Origin of the sequence: Cohnella mopanensis, from assembly GCF_022352055.1 — a bacterium.
GTDB classification, from domain to species: Bacteria; Bacillota; Bacilli; order Paenibacillales; family Paenibacillaceae; genus Cohnella; species Cohnella mopanensis.
Genome location: NZ_JAKRWM010000001.1, coordinates 253,115 through 270,263 on the forward strand (window position 1 = coordinate 253,115; position 17,149 = coordinate 270,263).

At 50.5% G+C, this 17,149-nt stretch carries 19 protein-coding genes; 14 read left to right on the plus strand and 5 right to left on the minus strand.

Going from position 1 to position 17,149, the window contains the following annotated elements; translation table 11 throughout:
* Positions 1-66: 66 nt before the first annotated feature.
* The 7 genes from L3D05_RS01025 to L3D05_RS01055 all read left to right on the plus strand — a co-directional run bounded on the left by L3D05_RS01025 (position 67) and on the right by L3D05_RS01055 (position 6,705).
* A complete protein-coding gene (locus tag L3D05_RS01025; RefSeq protein WP_239613810.1) occupies positions 67-516 on the plus strand; it encodes a Fur family transcriptional regulator in 450 nt (149 codons plus the stop codon).
* A complete protein-coding gene (gene yidD, locus L3D05_RS01030) occupies positions 516-752 on the plus strand; it encodes a membrane protein insertion efficiency factor YidD (protein WP_239613812.1) in 237 nt (78 codons plus the stop codon). The genes L3D05_RS01025 and yidD overlap by 1 nt, the downstream gene beginning before the upstream one ends.
* A gap of 379 nt (positions 753-1,131) precedes the next feature.
* A complete protein-coding gene (metG, locus tag L3D05_RS01035) occupies positions 1,132-3,165 on the plus strand; it encodes a methionine--tRNA ligase (protein WP_239613814.1) in 2,034 nt (677 codons plus the stop codon).
* Between the two features lie 192 nt (positions 3,166-3,357).
* Positions 3,358-4,335: a metal ABC transporter substrate-binding protein gene (locus tag L3D05_RS01040; RefSeq protein WP_239613815.1), complete on the plus strand. Its 978-nt coding sequence runs from the start codon at positions 3,358-3,360 to the stop codon at positions 4,333-4,335.
* A gap of 58 nt (positions 4,336-4,393) precedes the next feature.
* A complete protein-coding gene (locus L3D05_RS01045) occupies positions 4,394-5,164 on the plus strand; it encodes a metal ABC transporter ATP-binding protein (protein ID WP_239613817.1) in 771 nt (256 codons plus the stop codon).
* Between the two features lie 6 nt (positions 5,165-5,170).
* Complete coding sequence (locus L3D05_RS01050; RefSeq protein WP_239613819.1) at positions 5,171-5,977, plus strand: metal ABC transporter permease; 807 nt, start codon at positions 5,171-5,173, stop codon at positions 5,975-5,977.
* 20 nt (positions 5,978-5,997) lie between these two features.
* Complete coding sequence (locus L3D05_RS01055; protein WP_239613821.1) at positions 5,998-6,705, plus strand: cytochrome c biogenesis CcdA family protein; 708 nt, start codon at positions 5,998-6,000, stop codon at positions 6,703-6,705.
* A gap of 12 nt (positions 6,706-6,717) precedes the next feature.
* Here L3D05_RS01055 and splB read toward each other — a convergent pair whose 3' ends face one another.
* Positions 6,718-7,788 (minus strand): spore photoproduct lyase, encoded by a 1,071-nt coding sequence (gene splB, locus L3D05_RS01060; RefSeq protein ID WP_239614727.1) that lies wholly within the window; start codon positions 7,786-7,788, stop codon positions 6,718-6,720.
* A gap of 154 nt (positions 7,789-7,942) precedes the next feature.
* On the opposite strand from splB, the gene mntR reads away from it, so the two are divergent.
* The gene (mntR, locus tag L3D05_RS01065; RefSeq protein WP_239613823.1) at positions 7,943-8,365 is read left to right on the plus strand and encodes a transcriptional regulator MntR; all 423 of its coding nucleotides are present in this window, start codon (positions 7,943-7,945) and stop codon (positions 8,363-8,365) included.
* 156 nt (positions 8,366-8,521) lie between these two features.
* Positions 8,522-9,487: a patatin-like phospholipase family protein gene (locus L3D05_RS01070; RefSeq protein ID WP_239613824.1), complete on the plus strand. Its 966-nt coding sequence runs from the start codon at positions 8,522-8,524 to the stop codon at positions 9,485-9,487.
* 51 nt (positions 9,488-9,538) lie between these two features.
* On the opposite strand, the gene L3D05_RS01075 is transcribed toward L3D05_RS01070, so the two are convergent.
* Positions 9,539-9,850 (minus strand): hypothetical protein, encoded by a 312-nt coding sequence (locus L3D05_RS01075; RefSeq protein ID WP_239613826.1) that lies wholly within the window; start codon positions 9,848-9,850, stop codon positions 9,539-9,541.
* Positions 9,851-9,878: 28 nt separating this feature from the next.
* Positions 9,879-10,835 (minus strand): DUF1385 domain-containing protein, encoded by a 957-nt coding sequence (locus L3D05_RS01080; RefSeq protein ID WP_239613828.1) that lies wholly within the window; start codon positions 10,833-10,835, stop codon positions 9,879-9,881.
* 186 nt (positions 10,836-11,021) lie between these two features.
* Here L3D05_RS01080 and L3D05_RS01085 point away from each other — a divergent pair, with 186 nt between their 5' ends.
* The 5 genes from L3D05_RS01085 (at position 11,022) to L3D05_RS01105 (ending at position 15,338) form a co-directional block, all read left to right on the plus strand.
* Positions 11,022-11,564 (plus strand): YqhR family membrane protein, encoded by a 543-nt coding sequence (locus L3D05_RS01085; protein WP_239613830.1) that lies wholly within the window; start codon positions 11,022-11,024, stop codon positions 11,562-11,564.
* A 154-nt stretch (positions 11,565-11,718) separates the two neighbouring features.
* Positions 11,719-12,156, plus strand: coding sequence for a type II 3-dehydroquinate dehydratase (aroQ, locus tag L3D05_RS01090; protein ID WP_239613832.1), 438 nt, complete (start codon positions 11,719-11,721; stop codon positions 12,154-12,156).
* Positions 12,157-12,220: 64 nt separating this feature from the next.
* Positions 12,221-13,294 carry a M24 family metallopeptidase gene (locus tag L3D05_RS01095; RefSeq protein ID WP_239613834.1) on the plus strand — a complete coding sequence of 358 codons (1,074 nt, stop codon included), beginning with the start codon at positions 12,221-12,223 and terminating at the stop codon, positions 13,292-13,294.
* A gap of 35 nt (positions 13,295-13,329) precedes the next feature.
* On the plus strand, positions 13,330-13,887 hold the full coding sequence (efp, locus tag L3D05_RS01100; protein ID WP_239613836.1) for an elongation factor P: 558 nt from the start codon (positions 13,330-13,332) through the stop codon (positions 13,885-13,887).
* 197 nt (positions 13,888-14,084) lie between these two features.
* Complete coding sequence (locus tag L3D05_RS01105; protein WP_239613838.1) at positions 14,085-15,338, plus strand: aspartate kinase; 1,254 nt, start codon at positions 14,085-14,087, stop codon at positions 15,336-15,338.
* Between the two features lie 245 nt (positions 15,339-15,583).
* On the opposite strand, the gene L3D05_RS01110 is transcribed toward L3D05_RS01105, so the two are convergent.
* Together L3D05_RS01110 and comA are read right to left on the minus strand one after the other, a co-directional pair.
* Positions 15,584-16,042, minus strand: coding sequence for a DUF441 domain-containing protein (locus tag L3D05_RS01110; protein ID WP_239613840.1), 459 nt, complete (start codon positions 16,040-16,042; stop codon positions 15,584-15,586).
* A gap of 87 nt (positions 16,043-16,129) precedes the next feature.
* Entirely contained in the window at positions 16,130-16,954 is an 825-nt protein-coding gene (comA, locus tag L3D05_RS01115) for a phosphosulfolactate synthase (protein ID WP_239613842.1), read from the minus strand.
* Between the last annotated feature and the right edge of the window lie 195 nt (positions 16,955-17,149).

The window sequence follows — 17,149 nt, forward strand, 5'->3', positions numbered from 1 at the left end:
GCGGGTTTGACGGAAACTCTCATTTCCTGCATAGTTAAAGCATATGGACAAACGGGGGGTTTTGTTTTGGGAACGACTGAGGATATCATGCAGCGAATGTCCCGCAAAGGTCTACGGGTTACGGAACAGCGGAAGACGATGGTAAGGCTATTCGACGGCGCCTCAGGCTATTTGACGCCTAAAGAAGTCTACGAACAAATGCAAAGGGAGTATCCCGGGTTAAGCTTCGATACGGTGTACCGTAATCTGCGACTGCTTCTGGACATGGACGTCGTTGAGCAAATCGTGTTCGAGGACGGAGTCAAATTCAAGCTGAGCTGCGAAGAGCAGCATCACCATCATCATATGATCTGCCTGCAATGCGAGAAAACGTTGCCGATCCGCTTCTGCCCGATGTCGGAAACCGATGTTCCGGGAGATTTCGAGGTCGTTAAGCATAAGTTCGAAGTGTTCGGCTATTGCGGAGACTGCAAGGATGCCGCGGCTACGGGCACGGCGTCTTCGAAGGCAACGTAATGAAGATCGTACGACGAACGCTGCAAGCGCCAATTCGGTTCTATAGGACATTCATTTCACCGCTAACGCCTCCTTCATGCCGCTTCCTGCCTACATGCTCTGCATACGCGCTTGAAGCGATCGAGGTTCACGGGGCAGCGAAAGGCTCCTACCTGGCGGCCAAGAGAATTTGCAAATGCCATCCGTTTCACCGGGGAGGTTACGATCCCGTCCCTCCCCCGAAAGCTAAGAAATGACGGGAACTCGCTTCCATACTTGACAGGGGCGAAGCAAGTCGGTTATATTTTGGCGAATAGATCATATTAAGTGTTCCATCGAAGGGATAAGTACGAAGATACGCGCCTATTGCAGAGAGCCGGGGGGAGCTGTGAACCGGTATAGGGCAGCTTTGGAAAATGGTCCTGGAGGATTCTACTTCGAGCTCAGCGGATATCGGCTACGGTAACCGCGACGTGAGGGGAAGACGCGTGTCCGGCGTTATCGGGACGGTTCTTAATGAGCCTTCGCACGATTCATGAAGCGGAGGAAAATTGGGTGGTACCGCGTGAGTAACAACTCTCGTCCCATACGGACGGGAGTTTTATTGTCTTTAAATGAGTTAAGGAGCTGGCAAAGATGACGGAAGAGAACAAATCATTTTACATCACGACGCCTATTTATTATCCGAGTGACAAGCTACATATCGGTCACGCGTACACGACGGTAGCGGGAGACGCAATGGCGCGCTATAAGCGCTTGCGCGGATACAGCGTGCGCTATTTGACTGGGACGGATGAGCACGGGCAGAAGATCGAACGCAAAGCCCAAGAAGCCGGCAAAACACCGCAACAATTCGTAGACGATATCGTCGTTGGCATTAAAGAACTATGGCGGAAGCTGGAAATTACGAACGACGATTTCATTCGTACGACGGAGCCGCGCCATACCCAAGTCGTTCAGGGCATTTTCTCGAAGATGCTCGAGCAAGGGGACATCTACAAAGGCGAGTATGAGGGTTGGTATAGCATTTCCGACGAAACCTATTACACGGAAACGCAACTGACGGATGTCGTCCGGAACGAGAAAGGCGAAGTCGTCGGAGGGAAGAGTCCGGATAGCGGTCACCCCGTCGAGTTGGTTAAGGAAGAGTCGTATTTCTTCCGGATGAGCAAATACGCGGACAGATTGCTCGCCTATTACGAGGAGCATCCCGACTTCATTCAGCCGGAATCCCGCAAGACGGAAATGATCAACAATTTCATCAAACCGGGCCTAGAGGATCTGGCGGTATCCCGCACGACGTTTAACTGGGGAATTCCGGTACCCGGCGATCCTAAGCATGTTATTTATGTTTGGATCGATGCTCTATCCAATTACATTACAGCACTCGGCTACGGGACGGACTCGGATGAGCTGTTCCGTCAATACTGGCCGGCAAGCGTGCATCTGATGAGCAAGGAAATCGTCCGGTTCCATACGATCTATTGGCCAATCATGATGATGGCGCTCGATCTCCCGTTACCGGAGAAGGTGTTCGCGCACGGATGGCTGCTCATGAAAGACGGAAAGATGTCGAAGTCCAAAGGCAACGTTGTCGATCCGGTCAAGCTGATCGAGCATTTCGGGCTGGATGCCGTGCGTTACTACTTGTTGCGCGAAGTTCCGTTCGGCGCGGACGGCGCGTTCACTCCTGAAGGGTTCGTAGAACGGATCAACTACGACCTGGCGAACGATCTTGGCAACCTGTTGAACAGAACGATCGCGATGATCGACAAATACTTCGACGGCGTCTTGCCTGTGTTCCCTCTTGGCTCGACGGAGTTCGATACGGATTTGGAACAGTTCGCGCTTGCTACGGTAGAGAAGGTGGAAACGGCGCTCGAGAACATGGAGTTCTCTGTCGCGCTAGGTGCTATCTGGGCTCTCGTCGGCCGTACGAACAAGTACATTGACGAAACGAAGCCATGGACGCTTGCCAAAGAGGAAGCCAATAAAGAGGCGTTGGCATCCGTCATGGGCCATCTGGCAGAGAGCCTTCGGATCGTATCTATTCTCATTCAACCGTTCTTGACGCAAACCCCGCACCGGATATGGTCGCAGCTAGGAATCGATGCTGGACCGTTAACCGCTTGGGATAGCCTGGGGGAATTTAGCAATCTGATCGCTGGAACGAAGACGAGCAAGGGCGATCCGATCTTCCCGCGTCTGGAGTTAGCTGATGAAGTCGCTTGGATCGCCGGGATGATGACCGGTGGAGCTGGCACCGTAGCTTCAGAGGCTGCATCTGCTGCGCCGGCAACGGTGAAGCAGGAACAATCGACGGAAGGTTCCGCTCCCGAGCTGGCACCAGAAATCAATATCGATGATTTCATGAAGGTTGAACTGCGAGTGGCGCAAGTCGTCGCTTGCGAATCGATTCCGAAAGCCGACAAACTGCTTAAGTTGCAACTCGATCTTGGTTTCGAAGTGCGGCAGGTCGTGTCCGGTATCGCCAAGTTCTACAAACCGGAGGAATTGGTCGGACGCAAAGTCATCTGCGTAACGAATCTGAAGCCGGTTAAGCTGCGCGGAGAGTTGTCTCAAGGGATGGTTCTCGCGGCATCGCAAGGCGATCAATTGACGCTTGCGACCGTTCCGGACGGCATGCCTAACGGCGCAATCGTGAAATAAGCGATGAATACACAAGAAAAGCGTTGGCACGGGGAAGTTAATCCTCCCTGTTCCAACGCTTTTTTTGTAATCATTTTATCGATCCCGCATAACTTTTCAATCCCCGCGTACTCTCTTCTTGTTGACAGCACAAGGTCATGGGACTATAATCGGGTTTGTTAATAAAAATGTTTACGATTAAGGAGATTCATGATGAAGAAACTAAAGCGAAATAAGAAAGTATCAAAGCTGCTATTCATAGCTATTACGATAATGGCATTGGCTATCGTGTCTGCATGCGGCAAAAGCGGAAGCGACAACGGGTTAGTCGAAGGCAAAGTTAATGTGGTGACGAGTTTCTACCCCCTTTATTTCTTCGCGAAGGAGATTGGCGGGGAAAGGGCTCATGTCGTGAACTTGATTGCCGCGGGAGTAGAGCCTCATGATTGGACGCCGAAGAGCCGCGATTTGATCTCCGCATCCAAAGCGCAATTGTTCTTGTACAACGGCGCTGGATTAGAAGGCTGGGTAAGCAATTTCCTGAACGGATTGGGCTCCGACAGCCAAGTGATGACCGTGGAAGCAAGCAAAGGCATTCCGCTCATTCAAGGAAATCCCGAGCATGACGAGGACCACGATGGCGAAGAAGGCCACGCACACTCCGATCTGGATGTCGATCCGCACACTTGGGTAAGCCCGCGTTCCGGGCTTACCATGGCTGCCAATATCCGAGATGCGTTCGTGACAGCTGATCCCGAACATCAAGCGGAATACGAGGCGAATTACGCGGAACTGGAGAAACGCCTTAAGCAGCTCGACGATAAATATACGCAACAATTGTCCGTATTCAAGCGTCGGGACATCGTCGTATCTCATCAAGCTTTTGGGTACTTAGCCCGCGATTATAACTTGAATCAAATCGCGATTATGGGCTTATCTCCGGAAGCGGAGCCGAAGGCGCAGGACTTGCTTGAAATCGCCCGATACGTGAAGAAGAACAATATTCCGTATATTTTCTTCGAGGAGCTCGTATCCGAGCAATTAGCGCAAACGTTGGCTAGCGAAGCCCATGTGGACACGTTAGTGCTCAATCCTCTTGAAGGTTTGACGCCGGAACAGGAAAAATCCGGAGAAGATTACTTCACGCTTAGCGAGCGGAACCTGCAAAACTTGCAGAAGGCACTGCAGTGATCTAACATAGAAGGAATGAGACTTAAAGCAGATAGCATAACGATAAGGAGGAACCTCCATGAACACGACTGCGAGCATACAACAGGCAGGATGCCACCAAGAGATCATCCGGCTGGACGGAGTGTCTTTCTCCTTCGATTCCCAGGTAGTCCTATCCGATGTATCTTTTAAGATCATGGAGCGGGATTTCGTAGGCTTAATCGGGTCCAACGGCGCTGGCAAAACAACGTTATTGCGGATGATCGTAGGGTTAACCCAACCTCAGAAAGGCTCCATTACTTTGTTCGGAACGCCCTCGAGCAAGTTCAAGGATTGGGACAAGATCGGATATGTCCCGCAGAGAAACCATTTCAATCCGCTGTTCCCCGCTACGGTTAAAGAAGTTGTCCTGTCCGGATTGTACGGCCGTAAGAGGTTGTACCGTAGAATATCCAAGGAAGATGCCAGTCGTTGCGAGGATGCGCTTGGAGCCTTGCAAATCCAGGATCTCGGCGACAAAAGAATAGGAGCGTTGTCCGGCGGACAGCAACAACGCGTATTTTTGGCCCGCGCGCTGATCAATAATCCGAAGTTGCTTATCTTGGACGAGCCCTTGTCGGGTATCGACATCGAGACCCAGCAAAGCTTCTTCCATATGATCAAGCACATGCACCAAAGACATAACATTACGTTCCTGATGGTATCCCATGATATGGACATGGTACGCTCCTATTTGGGACAGGAACCCAAAGAAAAATGCGGCAAGCTTTCGTTCTACGTCCGACACTCACACGATTTGGAAAATTGCGAAGGCACGGATTTGCTGCACTCCCTGCGGAAAGAAGGTTAATCGAGCTTGGATATTTTGACGGCTGAATTTTTTCAACGGGCTCTCATCGGAGGGGCGCTGATTGCGGTGACGGCTCCGCTTATGGGGCTGTTTCTCGTGCTTAGGAGATTGGCGATGATCGGCGATACTCTTGCGCACGTCAGCATTGCCGGGGTTGCTCTTGGTTTTCTTATTCATGCATACCCGGTAGCGGTCGGGTTATTGTTCGCGATATTGGCTTCTTTCGCTATCGAGTGGTTGCGTCGAAAGTATCGAACTTATGCTGAATTATCGCTCGCAATCATTATGTCCGGCGGAATCGCACTTGCCTCACTGTTGTTCACGATGGGCAAAGGATTCAACGCGAACGTAACCTCTTATTTTGTCGGCGGCAGCATCTATACGCTGAATAGCACCGATTTAATGGTGATCGCCGGGGTAACGGTTATCGTGCTGACGATGGTGCTTATACATAAGAAAGAACTTTTCCTGCTGACTTTCGACGAAGAAGCGGCGGCGGTAAGCGGCCTGCCCGTGAAATACTTTAATATTATGATGAGCATTCTGACCGCGCTGGTCATCAGCGCTTCCATCAAGATCGTTGGGGCGCTGCTCGTCTCCGCGTTGCTGGTCATTCCGGCCGCCTGCGGACTTGTCCTATCTCGCAGTTTCAAACAGGCGGTCATCCTGGTCGTCATTATCGGCGAAGTGGCGGTGTTGGCCGGCTTGTGGATCGCGGGAGTTGCGAACTTAGCGCCAGGTGGAACGATCGTGCTCCTTTTGATCGGCATCTTGGCGGTATCGATCACGACGACACGGATCATGCGGGCATAGCCCTAAGGAGGTAATTGATTATGGCAGACGTTAATGTAGGAATCGCTTTCGCGGCAGGGTTCGCATCCTTTATTTCTCCCTGTTGCTTGCCTTTGTACCCTGCATATTTATCTTATATAACAGGCGTTTCCGTTAATCAGATTAAGACCGACACGAGTCGGACGATGCGTTTCAAGACGATGAGCCATACTTTTTTCTTTATCCTTGGTTTCTCCGCCGTCTTCTTCGCGCTTGCTTACGGAACTAACGTGTTTACCGATTTTTTCAAAGATTATCAAGATACGATCCGCAAAATATCGGCGATCTTCATCGTTCTCATGGGCTTGTTCTTAATGGGCATTTTCCAGCCGCAGCTCTTGATGAAGGAACGCAAGCTGAACATGAAGTGGAAACCGGCCGGCTACTTGGGATCGTTCGTCTTCGGCGTCGGTTTCTCGGCAGGTTGGTCTCCTTGCGTAGGCCCGATCCTAGGATCTATCTTATTGCTGGCAGCCAGTAATCCCGGAACTTGGGCGGGGTTGACGACGGCATACTCGCTTGGGTTCGCGGTTCCGTTTTTCGTGCTTGCTTTCTTCTTGGGATCGACGAGATGGATTCTGAAATATTCGAATTTGCTAATGAAAATCGGCGGAGCGATCATGATCCTGATGGGCGTGCTTTTGTTTACGGACAAAATGACCTCGATCACGATCTATTTGCAAAGCATTACGCCGAAATGGCTTGGCTAAACATAAGGCTCGTCAAGTGAAGTATTCCAGCTTCGCCTCGGGAAAATGTTCAAAGATGCGCTCCGTGATAAATTCGCGGAGCGCTTCTGCTTGTTCATCGGGGTAAACGTATTTGTGCTGGCCCCAGCGTCCCCATTTTTTCTTCCGCTTCTCTTCGTCCATCTCCAGCTTCGTTTTCGGATATCGTTTCTCGATGATCGTCTTAGCCGTCTTGGTGAATCTATGCTGAATCAGTTCGAAGGTCAAATCCCGAGTCGCTTCCGCAGGCAGTGTTTCCGCAAGCTTCTCCAGAAGCTCGGCGTATCCTTGCTGCCAGCCATCGTACCAGATGATGGGCGCGATAATGAAACCCAAAGGATATCCGGCCCGGCCGATTTTGCCGGCAGCTTCGATTCTTTCGTGGAAGCGGGACGTTGCTGGTTCGAAATGACGGATGACGTAATCCGCGTTGACGCTGAATCTTATACGCGTATTCCCGTTATGGTTAAGGGGGAGAAGGGAATCGACGTGATGAAATTTCGTCACGAAGCGAAGGCGGCCTAGCGGTTGATCCGCCATGAAAGTGATCGCATCGGCCAGCGAACCGGTCAGATGCTCCAGTCCGATCGGGTCCGACGTGCAAGCGGCTTCGAATCTTGTGATCTCGGGCGCGCGTTCATCGATGTATTTCTTGGTCGCATCGAGAATGTCGTTCATGTTGACATACACGCGAATATAAGGCTTGGCGCCAAGAGTTGTTTGCAGGTAACAATAATGGCAGTGACCCATGCAACCTGTTGCAAGCGGAATTGCGTATTCCGCCGAAGGTTTCGAGGTGTCGAATTTTAACGTTTTGCGGATTCCGACGACAAGCGTTCTTTTGGATATTTTATACTGCTCAAGCTCCGTCTCTCCTGGAAGATTCGTTATCCGATTGTGCGAGGTCGTCATCTGATACGGTAATCCTCGTTCCTTAACCCACTCAAGAATTCGCTGTCCTTTCGGATATTCCAGAGATGCGGGTTCGAAATAGACCAGCTCCGGTACGAATAACGCGGTTTCTTTGGCCGCATGGCGCTGCGGTTCGATTCTAGTCGTGCTCATCATGCCGATCCTCCCTCGGGCGAATAGCTGTTGCCGTCCATTATGGTACAGGTATTATGCGATAGTAGGACATTTACGATTCTTTTCGACAGCTCGGGACTTGCCCAGCCCCCTAGGCATAATGTATGATAATCAATGGAAAGGGGGGCTTGCGTTGCCGACCCCAAGTATGGAAGATTACCTGGAACGGATCTATAGGTTGATTGACGAGAAGGGATACGCACGGGTATCCGATATCGCCGAGGGACTGGAAGTGCATCCCTCATCGGTCACCAAGATGATCCAGAAGCTAGATAAGGACAGTTATCTCATTTATGAAAAATACAGAGGACTTGTCTTAACGAACAAAGGGAAGAAAATGGGCAAAAGGCTCGTCGACCGTCATCTCCTGCTTGAGAATTTCTTAACCATCATCGGAGTTCAAGAGGATAAGATCTATGGAGACGTGGAAGGCATTGAGCATCATCTGAGCTGGGATTCCATTACTTGCATCGAGACTTTGGTCGAATATTTTAACCGGGATCCTTCCCGCGGGGCAGAACTTAGCAAGTTACGCGCGGAATTGGAAAATGATTAATCGATTACGATAACGAAAACGGAAATCCAACAAAGCCGCTATCCCTGGATTAACTGGGGTTAGCGGCTTTTTATATGTGTTAGAGTTCGCTATCCCAGCATAAGGATGGTAGCGATAGCGAATGGGAGCGATTTGTCCGACGGAAGGGGAAATCCCATGGAGACGACACTCGTAAATGCCGTATTCGAGGGTGGAGGCGTGAAAGGAATTTCGCTCGCTGGCGCGGTGCGTGCGGCAGAAGCATGCGGAGTCGTCTTCAACCGGGTCGCGGGTACCTCGTCAGGAAGCATCGTTGCCGCTTTAATCGCCGCAGGTTATAAAGCCGAAGAGATGAAGGAAGTTATCGAGAAGACGCCTTTCCGCTCGTTATTGAAGCGGAATCCTCTGTTTAACCTTAAATTCGTCGGACCCGCCCTGCGGATCTTGTTACGTAAAGGGTTATACTCCGGCGATGCTTTGGAACAGTGGATCGAGGGGCTGCTGAGTGCGAAAGGAATTAGAACGTTCGGAGACTTGCCGAACGACAAATTGCGGATTATCGCTTCCGACATTACGAACGGAAGGCTGCTTGTTCTACCAGACGATATTTCCTATTATGGAATCGTTCCCGAACAACTTTCGATCGCTAAGGCGATTCGCATGAGCACGAGCATTCCCTACTTTTTCGAGCCGGTTATTTTGCGGCAGCCTTGGAAGGAACGCAAACAGCAAGCGGTAAAGACAAAGTTCTCTTATGTCGTGGATGGCGGCCTATTGAGCAATTTCCCATTATGGCTGTTCGAGGACGACGTGCATGCGGGAGCGCGTATTCCCGTTCTCGGATTTCAGGTGGTCGGCCGATCGGAAGCGCAGCCCCATCACATCATAGGGCCGATCTCGATGTTCCAAGCGATGTTCGAAACGATGCTGAGCGCACATGATGAGCGTTATATCGAGACGAATAATCGGATTCGTACAATTAAAATTCCGACGCTTGGCGTGAGCACAACCCAATTTAATCTTTCACCGCAGTTAAGCTCGCAATTGTACCAATCTGGATTTGCCGCGGGAGAGAAATTTTTTCGAGGCTGGGATCGTAAATTAGGCACATTGAAGATATCGATCTCTCCAAAAAACAACTAAAAAACCGCTTCCGCAAGCAGTAACGCAATACCTGCAGCGGAAGCGGTTTTATTAGTGGTAACGCGGCGGTTCGTCGTCTTTGTTCTTGCGTCCCTCGATCACGGTGAACGGGGATGCTCTGCGCCGATCCGACTTGACGCCGGCACGGCGTATATCCGGACGCGGTCCGCGTCCAGGCGGACGACCGCGGCTAGACAAGTTTCTCCACCGAGACGGCGGGAACTTATACAACAGAAAAACGATGGCCACAAGCGACAGGGGGATGAGCCACGATTCGACGGAGCCTTGAAACAATTGAACGGCCAATCCGATGGCCATAAACACGAGCACGACGGCAAACCAAGGTTGGATTCGGTTTCTCATCCATTTCCGCCTCCTAATGTCGGCTAAATTACGCTTGCTTCGACAGCGATACTGCCGGTGTGATCTGTTGGTCCAATTCTCTCATCCGGTTGAAGGACGCGATGGACACAGCGACTTGTTCGTCGTTCGGTTCTTTGGTCGTGAGAAGCTGTAACCACAACCCGGGTGCTCCCAACCACTTTAATACCGGAATATCCCGCAACGCGTTCGTCCATCTCAGTACTTCGTAAGAGACGCCTAGAACTACGGGCAATAGGATAATCCGCTGAACGATTCTTTCACCCATGGAATCCCAAGAGAAGAAGGAATAGATGATTACGCCTACTATGACCGTGAAAATAATAAAGCTGCTTCCGCATCTGTAATGCAAACGGCTGAATTTCTGTACGGCGGATACGGTCAGCTCGGAGCCTGCCTCGTAAGCGCTTATGACTTTATGTTCGGCTCCGTGGTATTGAAACAACCGTTTAATCAGCGGAGTTTGGGAGATGAACCAGAGATAAAGGAGCAGGAAGACGATTTTGATAGCGCCTTCTAACAGGTTGTGCAATATCTTATTCTCGAAGGCTTGGCCAAAGATCAAACTTTCCACAAAAGCCGGCACTAATGTGAAGATTAGTTTGCCAACTACGAAGGAAAGTATACCCACTAGGGCAACGCCTAGGATCATAGTGAGATTCCAACGTTCCTTTTCTTTCGGTTTGTTCGCATCCTCAGGTCCGGACTCATCCTCTGCGTAAGCTTCGGCGGAGTAAGTCAGATGTTGGGAGCCTTTGGCGGCGGATTCGACGATTCCGACGATCCCTCGAATAAAAGGGATTTTCTTGATTGCGGAAAGGAAAGGAGTCGGTTTCTTAGGAACTTCGAGAAAAGTAATCTGCTGGTTCTTGCGACGAACCGCAGTCACGTGGACACTCTTACCGGCGAACATGACACCTTCTATTACAGCCTGTCCGCCATAAATTGAGGTTGATTGATCAGACATAGTTAGCCACCTGCTTTACAGAAACTCTGGGTAATGACATTGAACGCCCAAGTACATCTATTTTACTAGATTGAAGGGGAGAAAGCCACAAGGAATGGAAGCTGCTTCTATAGCGCGATTAGAATGGCGACATCAGGAAATACTAAATCGCAGTTTTTCCAATAGTGGCTAAGGATGGTTGATGTAATGGCTTCGAAAGAGACTGCGAATGCAGAGTCCGATAAGAACAATTCTCCCCCTCCGACTAAATCACTTGTTTTCAGCGTGAAAATCGGTTTTTTCGCAGGTTTGATCTGGGGGGTAGTCCGATGGTTGGCAACGGGATTGAACTTTACGAACGTGACTCAAGCATTCTTGCTTGATCCATTCGTTCCAAGAAAGATGTTGGGCGGTTTCTATTGGCAAGCCGCAGGTCTTGGCATGTTCATCTTGATGTCTATGCTTGCCGGGCTCGTTTATTTAGCCGTCTTTGGGCGGTTGAGGGGGCCTTGGCCGGGTATCTTTTTCGGTGCAGCGTGGTGGGGGCTTTTTTACGCGTGGTTAGGACCGTTGATCGGTGCCATGCCTCCTCTTCGCCAGATCGGCTGGAACAGCATAGTGACGGATTTTTGCCTTTTCCTGGTGTGGGGAGTGTTTATTGGTTTCAGCATCGCTTTCGAGCTTCATAATGAAGCGGCTCGCGAGCCCTCGAATTCGCCCAGCCGCGGCTCTCCGCAAACTTCATCATAAAAGGAACGGAGGGCTAATGGCTACGCTGTCGCGGCATTCAACCTTTTTTTGGGTATCCGCATATGGTACAATGTCTGATGAACTTTATTCGGCGATAGGATATCGACGCAATTAGGATCGTCAAACGGCTGTATGCGGAAGGAGTCATTGGGACATGCTAAGTATTTTGGTACTTAACGGACCGAATCTGAATATGTTGGGAGTTCGCGAACCGGGCGTATATGGCGTCTCGACGCTAGCGGACATCGAATCGAAGCTGGTCGAGCTTGGCAAGGAGTTGGATGCGGAGCTGCATTTCTTCCAATCCAATCACGAAGGCGCTTTATTGGACGAGATCCATGCGGCTTACGGCAAGCACGACGGAATCCTTATTAACCCGGGCGCATTGACTCACACGAGCTATGCCCTGCGTGACGGATTGTCGGCCGTGGGAATTCCCGCTGTCGAAGTTCATCTTTCCAATATTCATAAAAGGGAAGCATTCCGGCACACATCGGTAACAGCGGCGGTAACACTAGGGCAGATTGCCGGATTCGGTCCGGTAAGCTACGAGCTAGGATTGCAAGCTTTATGTCGGCACATTCGGAATTAACATCATGAGACAGACTATCATCTAAGAACGGTAACCCCGTCTATGCGAAAGCGAGGGAATCTGAATGCCTAATCATCGCGTTACTCGATTGCGCGAGTTGATTGCGAAATCCGAGGGAGATGCGCTGCTTGTCACCCATCCTATTAATCGACGGTATTTGACCGGCTTTACCGGATCATCTGGTGTTGTTCTTATAACGGCGAACCATGCTGCGCTTGTCACGGATTTCCGCTATAAGGAGCAGGCGCCAAAGGAAGCGCAAGGCTTCCAGATCGTTGAACACGGTTCGAGCCTTTATGCGACAGTCTCCGATCTTCTGAAGCAATGGAACGTCGGCGAACTGCTGATCGAAGAGCAAGATGTCACTTATGCTAATTATAGGATCATCGAGAAAGCATTAAGCCCGGTTAAGCTCATCACTTCGGATGGCATTGTAGAGAAGTTGCGGATGCTCAAGGACGAAGATGAGCTAGCGATTATGCAAGAAGCCGCGGATCTGGCCGATCGGGCATTCGAGCATATTCTGGGGTACATTAAACCTGGAGTCACGGAGAAGTCCATCGCGCTGGAGCTTGAAGTGTTCATGCGTTCGCAGGGTGCAACAAGCTCGTCGTTCGATACGATCGTAGCTTCCGGAGAACGGTCGGCACTGCCGCATGGCGTTGCTAGCGACCGGGTTATCGGAAGAGACGAATTCGTTAAGCTCGATTATGGCGCTTACTATAACGGTTATTGTTCCGATATTACGCGTACCGTTGTTGTAGGTAAACCGAGCGATAAGCACCGCGAAATCTATGAAATTGTCAAGGAAGCCCAGCAATTTGCCTTGGACCATCTTGTTCCCGGAATGACCGGGAAAGAGGGTGACGCCTTGACGAGAGATATCATCACAAGGTATGGTTATGGTGAATATTTCGGTCATGGAACGGGACACGGACTCGGCATGGAAATTCATGAGTCGCCTCGTCTTTCGTTGACAGGCGATGTCGTTCTAGCCCCGGGAATGACCGTTACGGTGGAGCCCGGAATTTATCTCCCCGGTTTCGGAGGGGTAAGAATTGAGGATGATATCGTCATTACCGAGAACGGGATCCGTATCTTGACGAAGTCGCCCAAACATCTAATCGTATTGGACTAATCATGGAGCAATGTCTCTACAGGAGGAGTAATTAAGTGATTTCCGTAAACGAATTTAAGACAGGCTTGACGATCGAAGTGGAAGGCGGGCTCTACTCAGTGCTCGATTTCCAGCATGTTAAACCGGGCAAAGGCGCTGCGTTCGTACGCTCCAAGCTCAAAAACCTGAAAAACGGTAACGTAGTCGAGAAAACGTTCCGTGCGGGCGAGAACGTCGTTCGCGCTCACGTCGAGAACCGCGCGGTTCAATACTTGTACAATTCGGGCAACGAATATACGTTCATGGATAATGAAACGTATGATCAGTTCGAATTGACGAAAGCCCAATTGGAATGGGAAGTTAACTTCCTTACCGAGAACATGACCGTTAACATTGCCAGCTACCAAGGCGACATAATCGGGATTACGCTTCCGAACAGCGTTGATCTTAAAGTCGTTGAAGCTGAACCGGGAATTAAAGGCAGCACGGCTACAGGTGCTACTAAATCCGCTAAGTTGGAAACCGGCTTCTCCGTTCAAGTGCCGCTATTCATCAACGAGGGCGACGTGCTGACGATCGATACCCGCGAAGGAAAATACGTTTCCCGCGCATAATGAGATCGAAGTTCCCTGTTTTCGCAAAATGTTGCGAAAACAGGGGATTTTTATATTTTTGGGCCCAATTACTTGTGCTATAATATAATGCTGTATACAGGTGTTCTCATAAGAGGTTGTTCAATAAGTGGGCATTTACGACTTTTTTGAATTTCCGTTTATACGTTTAGAAAGATTGACTTAGGGAGTGACTACCGGTGTCATTGATCGTTATGAAATTCGGCGGAAGTTCCGTCGGCACAACGGAGCGTATGGCTCGCGTGGCGCAGCGGATTATCGACAAAAAGCTGCAAGGTGACCGCGTTGTCGTCGTAGTGTCGGCGATGGGAGATACAACGGATGATCTAATCGACAAAGCGAACGAGATTAACGCTAATCCGCCATCCCGCGAGATGGATATGCTGTTATCGACAGGTGAGCAAATTTCCGTCGCCTTGTTGTCGATGGCTATTCATAAGCTTGGGCATGAAGCAAAGTCTTATACGGGCTGGCAAGCTGGCATCGTCACCGAGGACGTTCATGCCAAAGCGAAAATCAGCGACATTTCTCCGGATCGGATATTTGCTTCGCTGGACGAAGGGAATATCGTTATCGTAGCCGGCTTCCAAGGAATGACGGCGAGCGGAGAGATTACGACGTTAGGGCGCGGAGGCTCCGATACGACAGCGGTTGCGTTAGCGGCCGCGATTAAAGCCGACGTGTGCGAGATTTACACGGACGTGGACGGAATCTACTCTACTGACCCGCGGGTCGTAAAATGCGCAAGAAAGTTAAACGAAATCTCATACGACGAAATGCTTGAGCTGGCACACTTGGGAGCTGCCGTACTTCACCCGCGTGCGGTTGAATACGCGAAGCATAACAATGTGAACTTGGTTGTACGTTCAAGCTTTACGAATAATGAAGGCACGTTGGTGCGGGAGGTCGCGGAAATGGAACAGGGCATTGTCGTAAGGGGAATCGCTTCGGATAAAAATGTAGCCCGCATCAGCGTGCTTGGCGTGGAGGATTTGCCAGGCGTTCTTGCTAAGATGTTCGGCGCATTGGCTACACATGGCATCGATGTGGATATTATCGTTCAAAGCGGAGTCCAAGACGGGAAGGCGGACTTCTCTTTCACGGTCTCGCTCGCCGATCGCGGACGTGCGTTGGAAGTGTTGTCGAGCATTAAATCGGAGGTTCCATATCGCGAGGCGACCTTCGAGGAAGGCTTAGTGAAGGTGTCGATCGTAGGCGCTGGAATGGTGTCCAGCCCGGGAGTCGCAGCGAAAATGTTTGAAGCGATCTCCAGTGTGGGCGTCAGCATCAAAATGGTGAGCACATCGGAAATCAAAGTATCCTGCGTTATCGCAGCCGAGCCCGTACAAGAAGTCGTACGCGCGCTTCACACTGCATATGGCTTGGATACAGCGGAAACCGCGTTCGTTGGCGGCCCGCAAGATCGCCGCTAATATTGGCAATAGATGAACCTGCCCCGGGAGTCGGTTACGACTTCTCAGGGCAGGTTTTTTTGCGTCCGCTACCCTCGCGTTATTGCGGAAAGTGCCGAGTAATCAGGAAAAACCCAACTACAGCCTCGCAATAACACATAATGCGCCTTGTAATTCGGTTTATCCTGATTGCGGGGCCAATAACGTGATAGCCTACACTCTCCTAGATTTCCTAATTTTCTCCGGCTAAAACTCAAGTCGCGAACTTACTTTCCTATCATCAACTGAACCAGTTTGATAATAATCGCCGACAAGCCCGCCGCCATTAGCGGGCCGACCGGAATGCCGCGCAGCAAAATAACGCCGGCGATCGAACCGATGACAATGCCGACGATGAGCTGAGGGTCCATTTTCAACGTCTCTAAGCCGCGGCTGTTCAAATACGCTCCGATTGCCCCGCCCGCAAGCGCTACCCAACCTGTCCAGCCCGTAAAGGCGACGTAGATATCTTTAGGTTGGATTCGGCCGGAAGCGAAGGGAACCAAGACGGCTAAAGTGAGAAACAGCAAACCAAGCTCGATTCCCCTGCGCTCAATGGAAGGGAGATATCGTTCCAGATGAGTCAGCTTGATAATCAGGAGAATACAAGCCGCAGTCGTAATAATTGACGATCTCCCAATTAAACCGATAACGATTAGCGCGACCAATACCAACTCTCCGTACATAACGGCGACACACTCCCGAATGGATGGTTGGTACACGATATGGAACAAGCCTTGCGTTTAGAACGCAAGGCTTGCCTAATACAATAATCAGATCATATAGTCGAAATAAGGTACCTGTTGCAGCTCGAAAGTGTCGGAGCGGAGTCCGCGGCGCAAAGTTTCTAATGTAATGGCATCATGGAAAGGGATATTCCCTAGATGAACGTTCGCTCCCAACGATTTGATCAGTGAAACTTGCTGTTCCTTAAGAGGAGCTTCCCATAACACCCGGTCCAAGTTTGGGACTACGCTTAAGATGTGAGACAGATCCCCGTCTCTGCAGTCTCCTTGCTCGTCGAATAACCCTACGCCTTTCCCGGATTCCCTTGCTTCAACGGTAACAAGCTCTGCTCCGCAAGCCCAATCCTGCTCCGCCGTCGCGGCGAAATCGAGCACATCGATTCGCGAGCCGAATTGTTTTTTACCGTATTCGGTGAATACGGTAAGCCCTAAACTCTTGGCATCCCTTATCAGCTCGCTGCGTAGAGAACGGCTGAGTTCGATCGTGCCGTCCGACACTTCAACGCCGGTGAAACCCAACGCTAGAATTTGGCTGAAGAAACCAGGTACCAAATCCAGCCTGACCGCTGCTTCGAGAAGCGTTCCTCCCGGTATAACCATAATCCCTTGTTTGGCCGCGAGCTCTATTTTGCTGCGAATAACAGGGATTGGGTACAAGGGGGAAGTACCGAACCCGAACTTGATAATGTCGATATACTCTCCGGAAGTCGCGAGCATATCAGAGAATGCGTTCAGCCCGATGCCTTTGTCTATCACCATCGTTAGGCCTTTCGTACGTGGTTTAGCCTGCCTATGCCCGCTTGGATCGGCTAAGGTTGCGGGCCAAGTGGTTTTCGGGGTTGTCGTTTGCATTTTCAACTCTCCTCGTTGGAATACAAGGTGGATTTTTACAAGTCAATATATGCAATCGCCCATTATTAGGTGTTCTCTCGCCATGCCGCTCCGGATAAAGTTCTCCGACCTAATAGACAAGTTGGTGGCTGGACGTGCATACAGATAGTATCGAGGTTCAATTCAGTCAATGACACAAAACCTCTATAAGGAGGG

Excerpts from the sequence above, each read along its gene's own strand:
- L3D05_RS01095 (WP_239613834.1), top strand. The coding sequence starts at position 12,221 with ATGCCTAATCATCGCGTTACTCGATTGCGCGAGTTGATTGCGAAATCC.
- L3D05_RS01040 (WP_239613815.1), top strand. The coding sequence starts at position 3,358 with ATGAAGAAACTAAAGCGAAATAAGAAAGTATCAAAGCTGCTATTCATA.
- L3D05_RS01055 (WP_239613821.1), top strand. The coding sequence starts at position 5,998 with ATGGCAGACGTTAATGTAGGAATCGCTTTCGCGGCAGGGTTCGCATCC.
- L3D05_RS01045 (WP_239613817.1), top strand. The coding sequence starts at position 4,394 with ATGAACACGACTGCGAGCATACAACAGGCAGGATGCCACCAAGAGATC.
- L3D05_RS01085 (WP_239613830.1), top strand. The coding sequence starts at position 11,022 with ATGGCTTCGAAAGAGACTGCGAATGCAGAGTCCGATAAGAACAATTCT.
- L3D05_RS01110 (WP_239613840.1), bottom strand. The coding sequence starts at position 16,042 with ATGTACGGAGAGTTGGTATTGGTCGCGCTAATCGTTATCGGTTTAATT.
- comA (WP_239613842.1), bottom strand. The coding sequence starts at position 16,954 with ATGCAAACGACAACCCCGAAAACCACTTGGCCCGCAACCTTAGCCGAT.
- yidD (WP_239613812.1), top strand. The coding sequence starts at position 516 with ATGAAGATCGTACGACGAACGCTGCAAGCGCCAATTCGGTTCTATAGG.
- L3D05_RS01070 (WP_239613824.1), top strand. The coding sequence starts at position 8,522 with ATGGAGACGACACTCGTAAATGCCGTATTCGAGGGTGGAGGCGTGAAA.
- L3D05_RS01080 (WP_239613828.1), bottom strand. The coding sequence starts at position 10,835 with ATGTCTGATCAATCAACCTCAATTTATGGCGGACAGGCTGTAATAGAA.
- L3D05_RS01075 (WP_239613826.1), bottom strand. The coding sequence starts at position 9,850 with ATGAGAAACCGAATCCAACCTTGGTTTGCCGTCGTGCTCGTGTTTATG.
- aroQ (WP_239613832.1), top strand. The coding sequence starts at position 11,719 with ATGCTAAGTATTTTGGTACTTAACGGACCGAATCTGAATATGTTGGGA.
- splB (WP_239614727.1), bottom strand. The coding sequence starts at position 7,788 with ATGAGCACGACTAGAATCGAACCGCAGCGCCATGCGGCCAAAGAAACC.
- metG (WP_239613814.1), top strand. The coding sequence starts at position 1,132 with ATGACGGAAGAGAACAAATCATTTTACATCACGACGCCTATTTATTAT.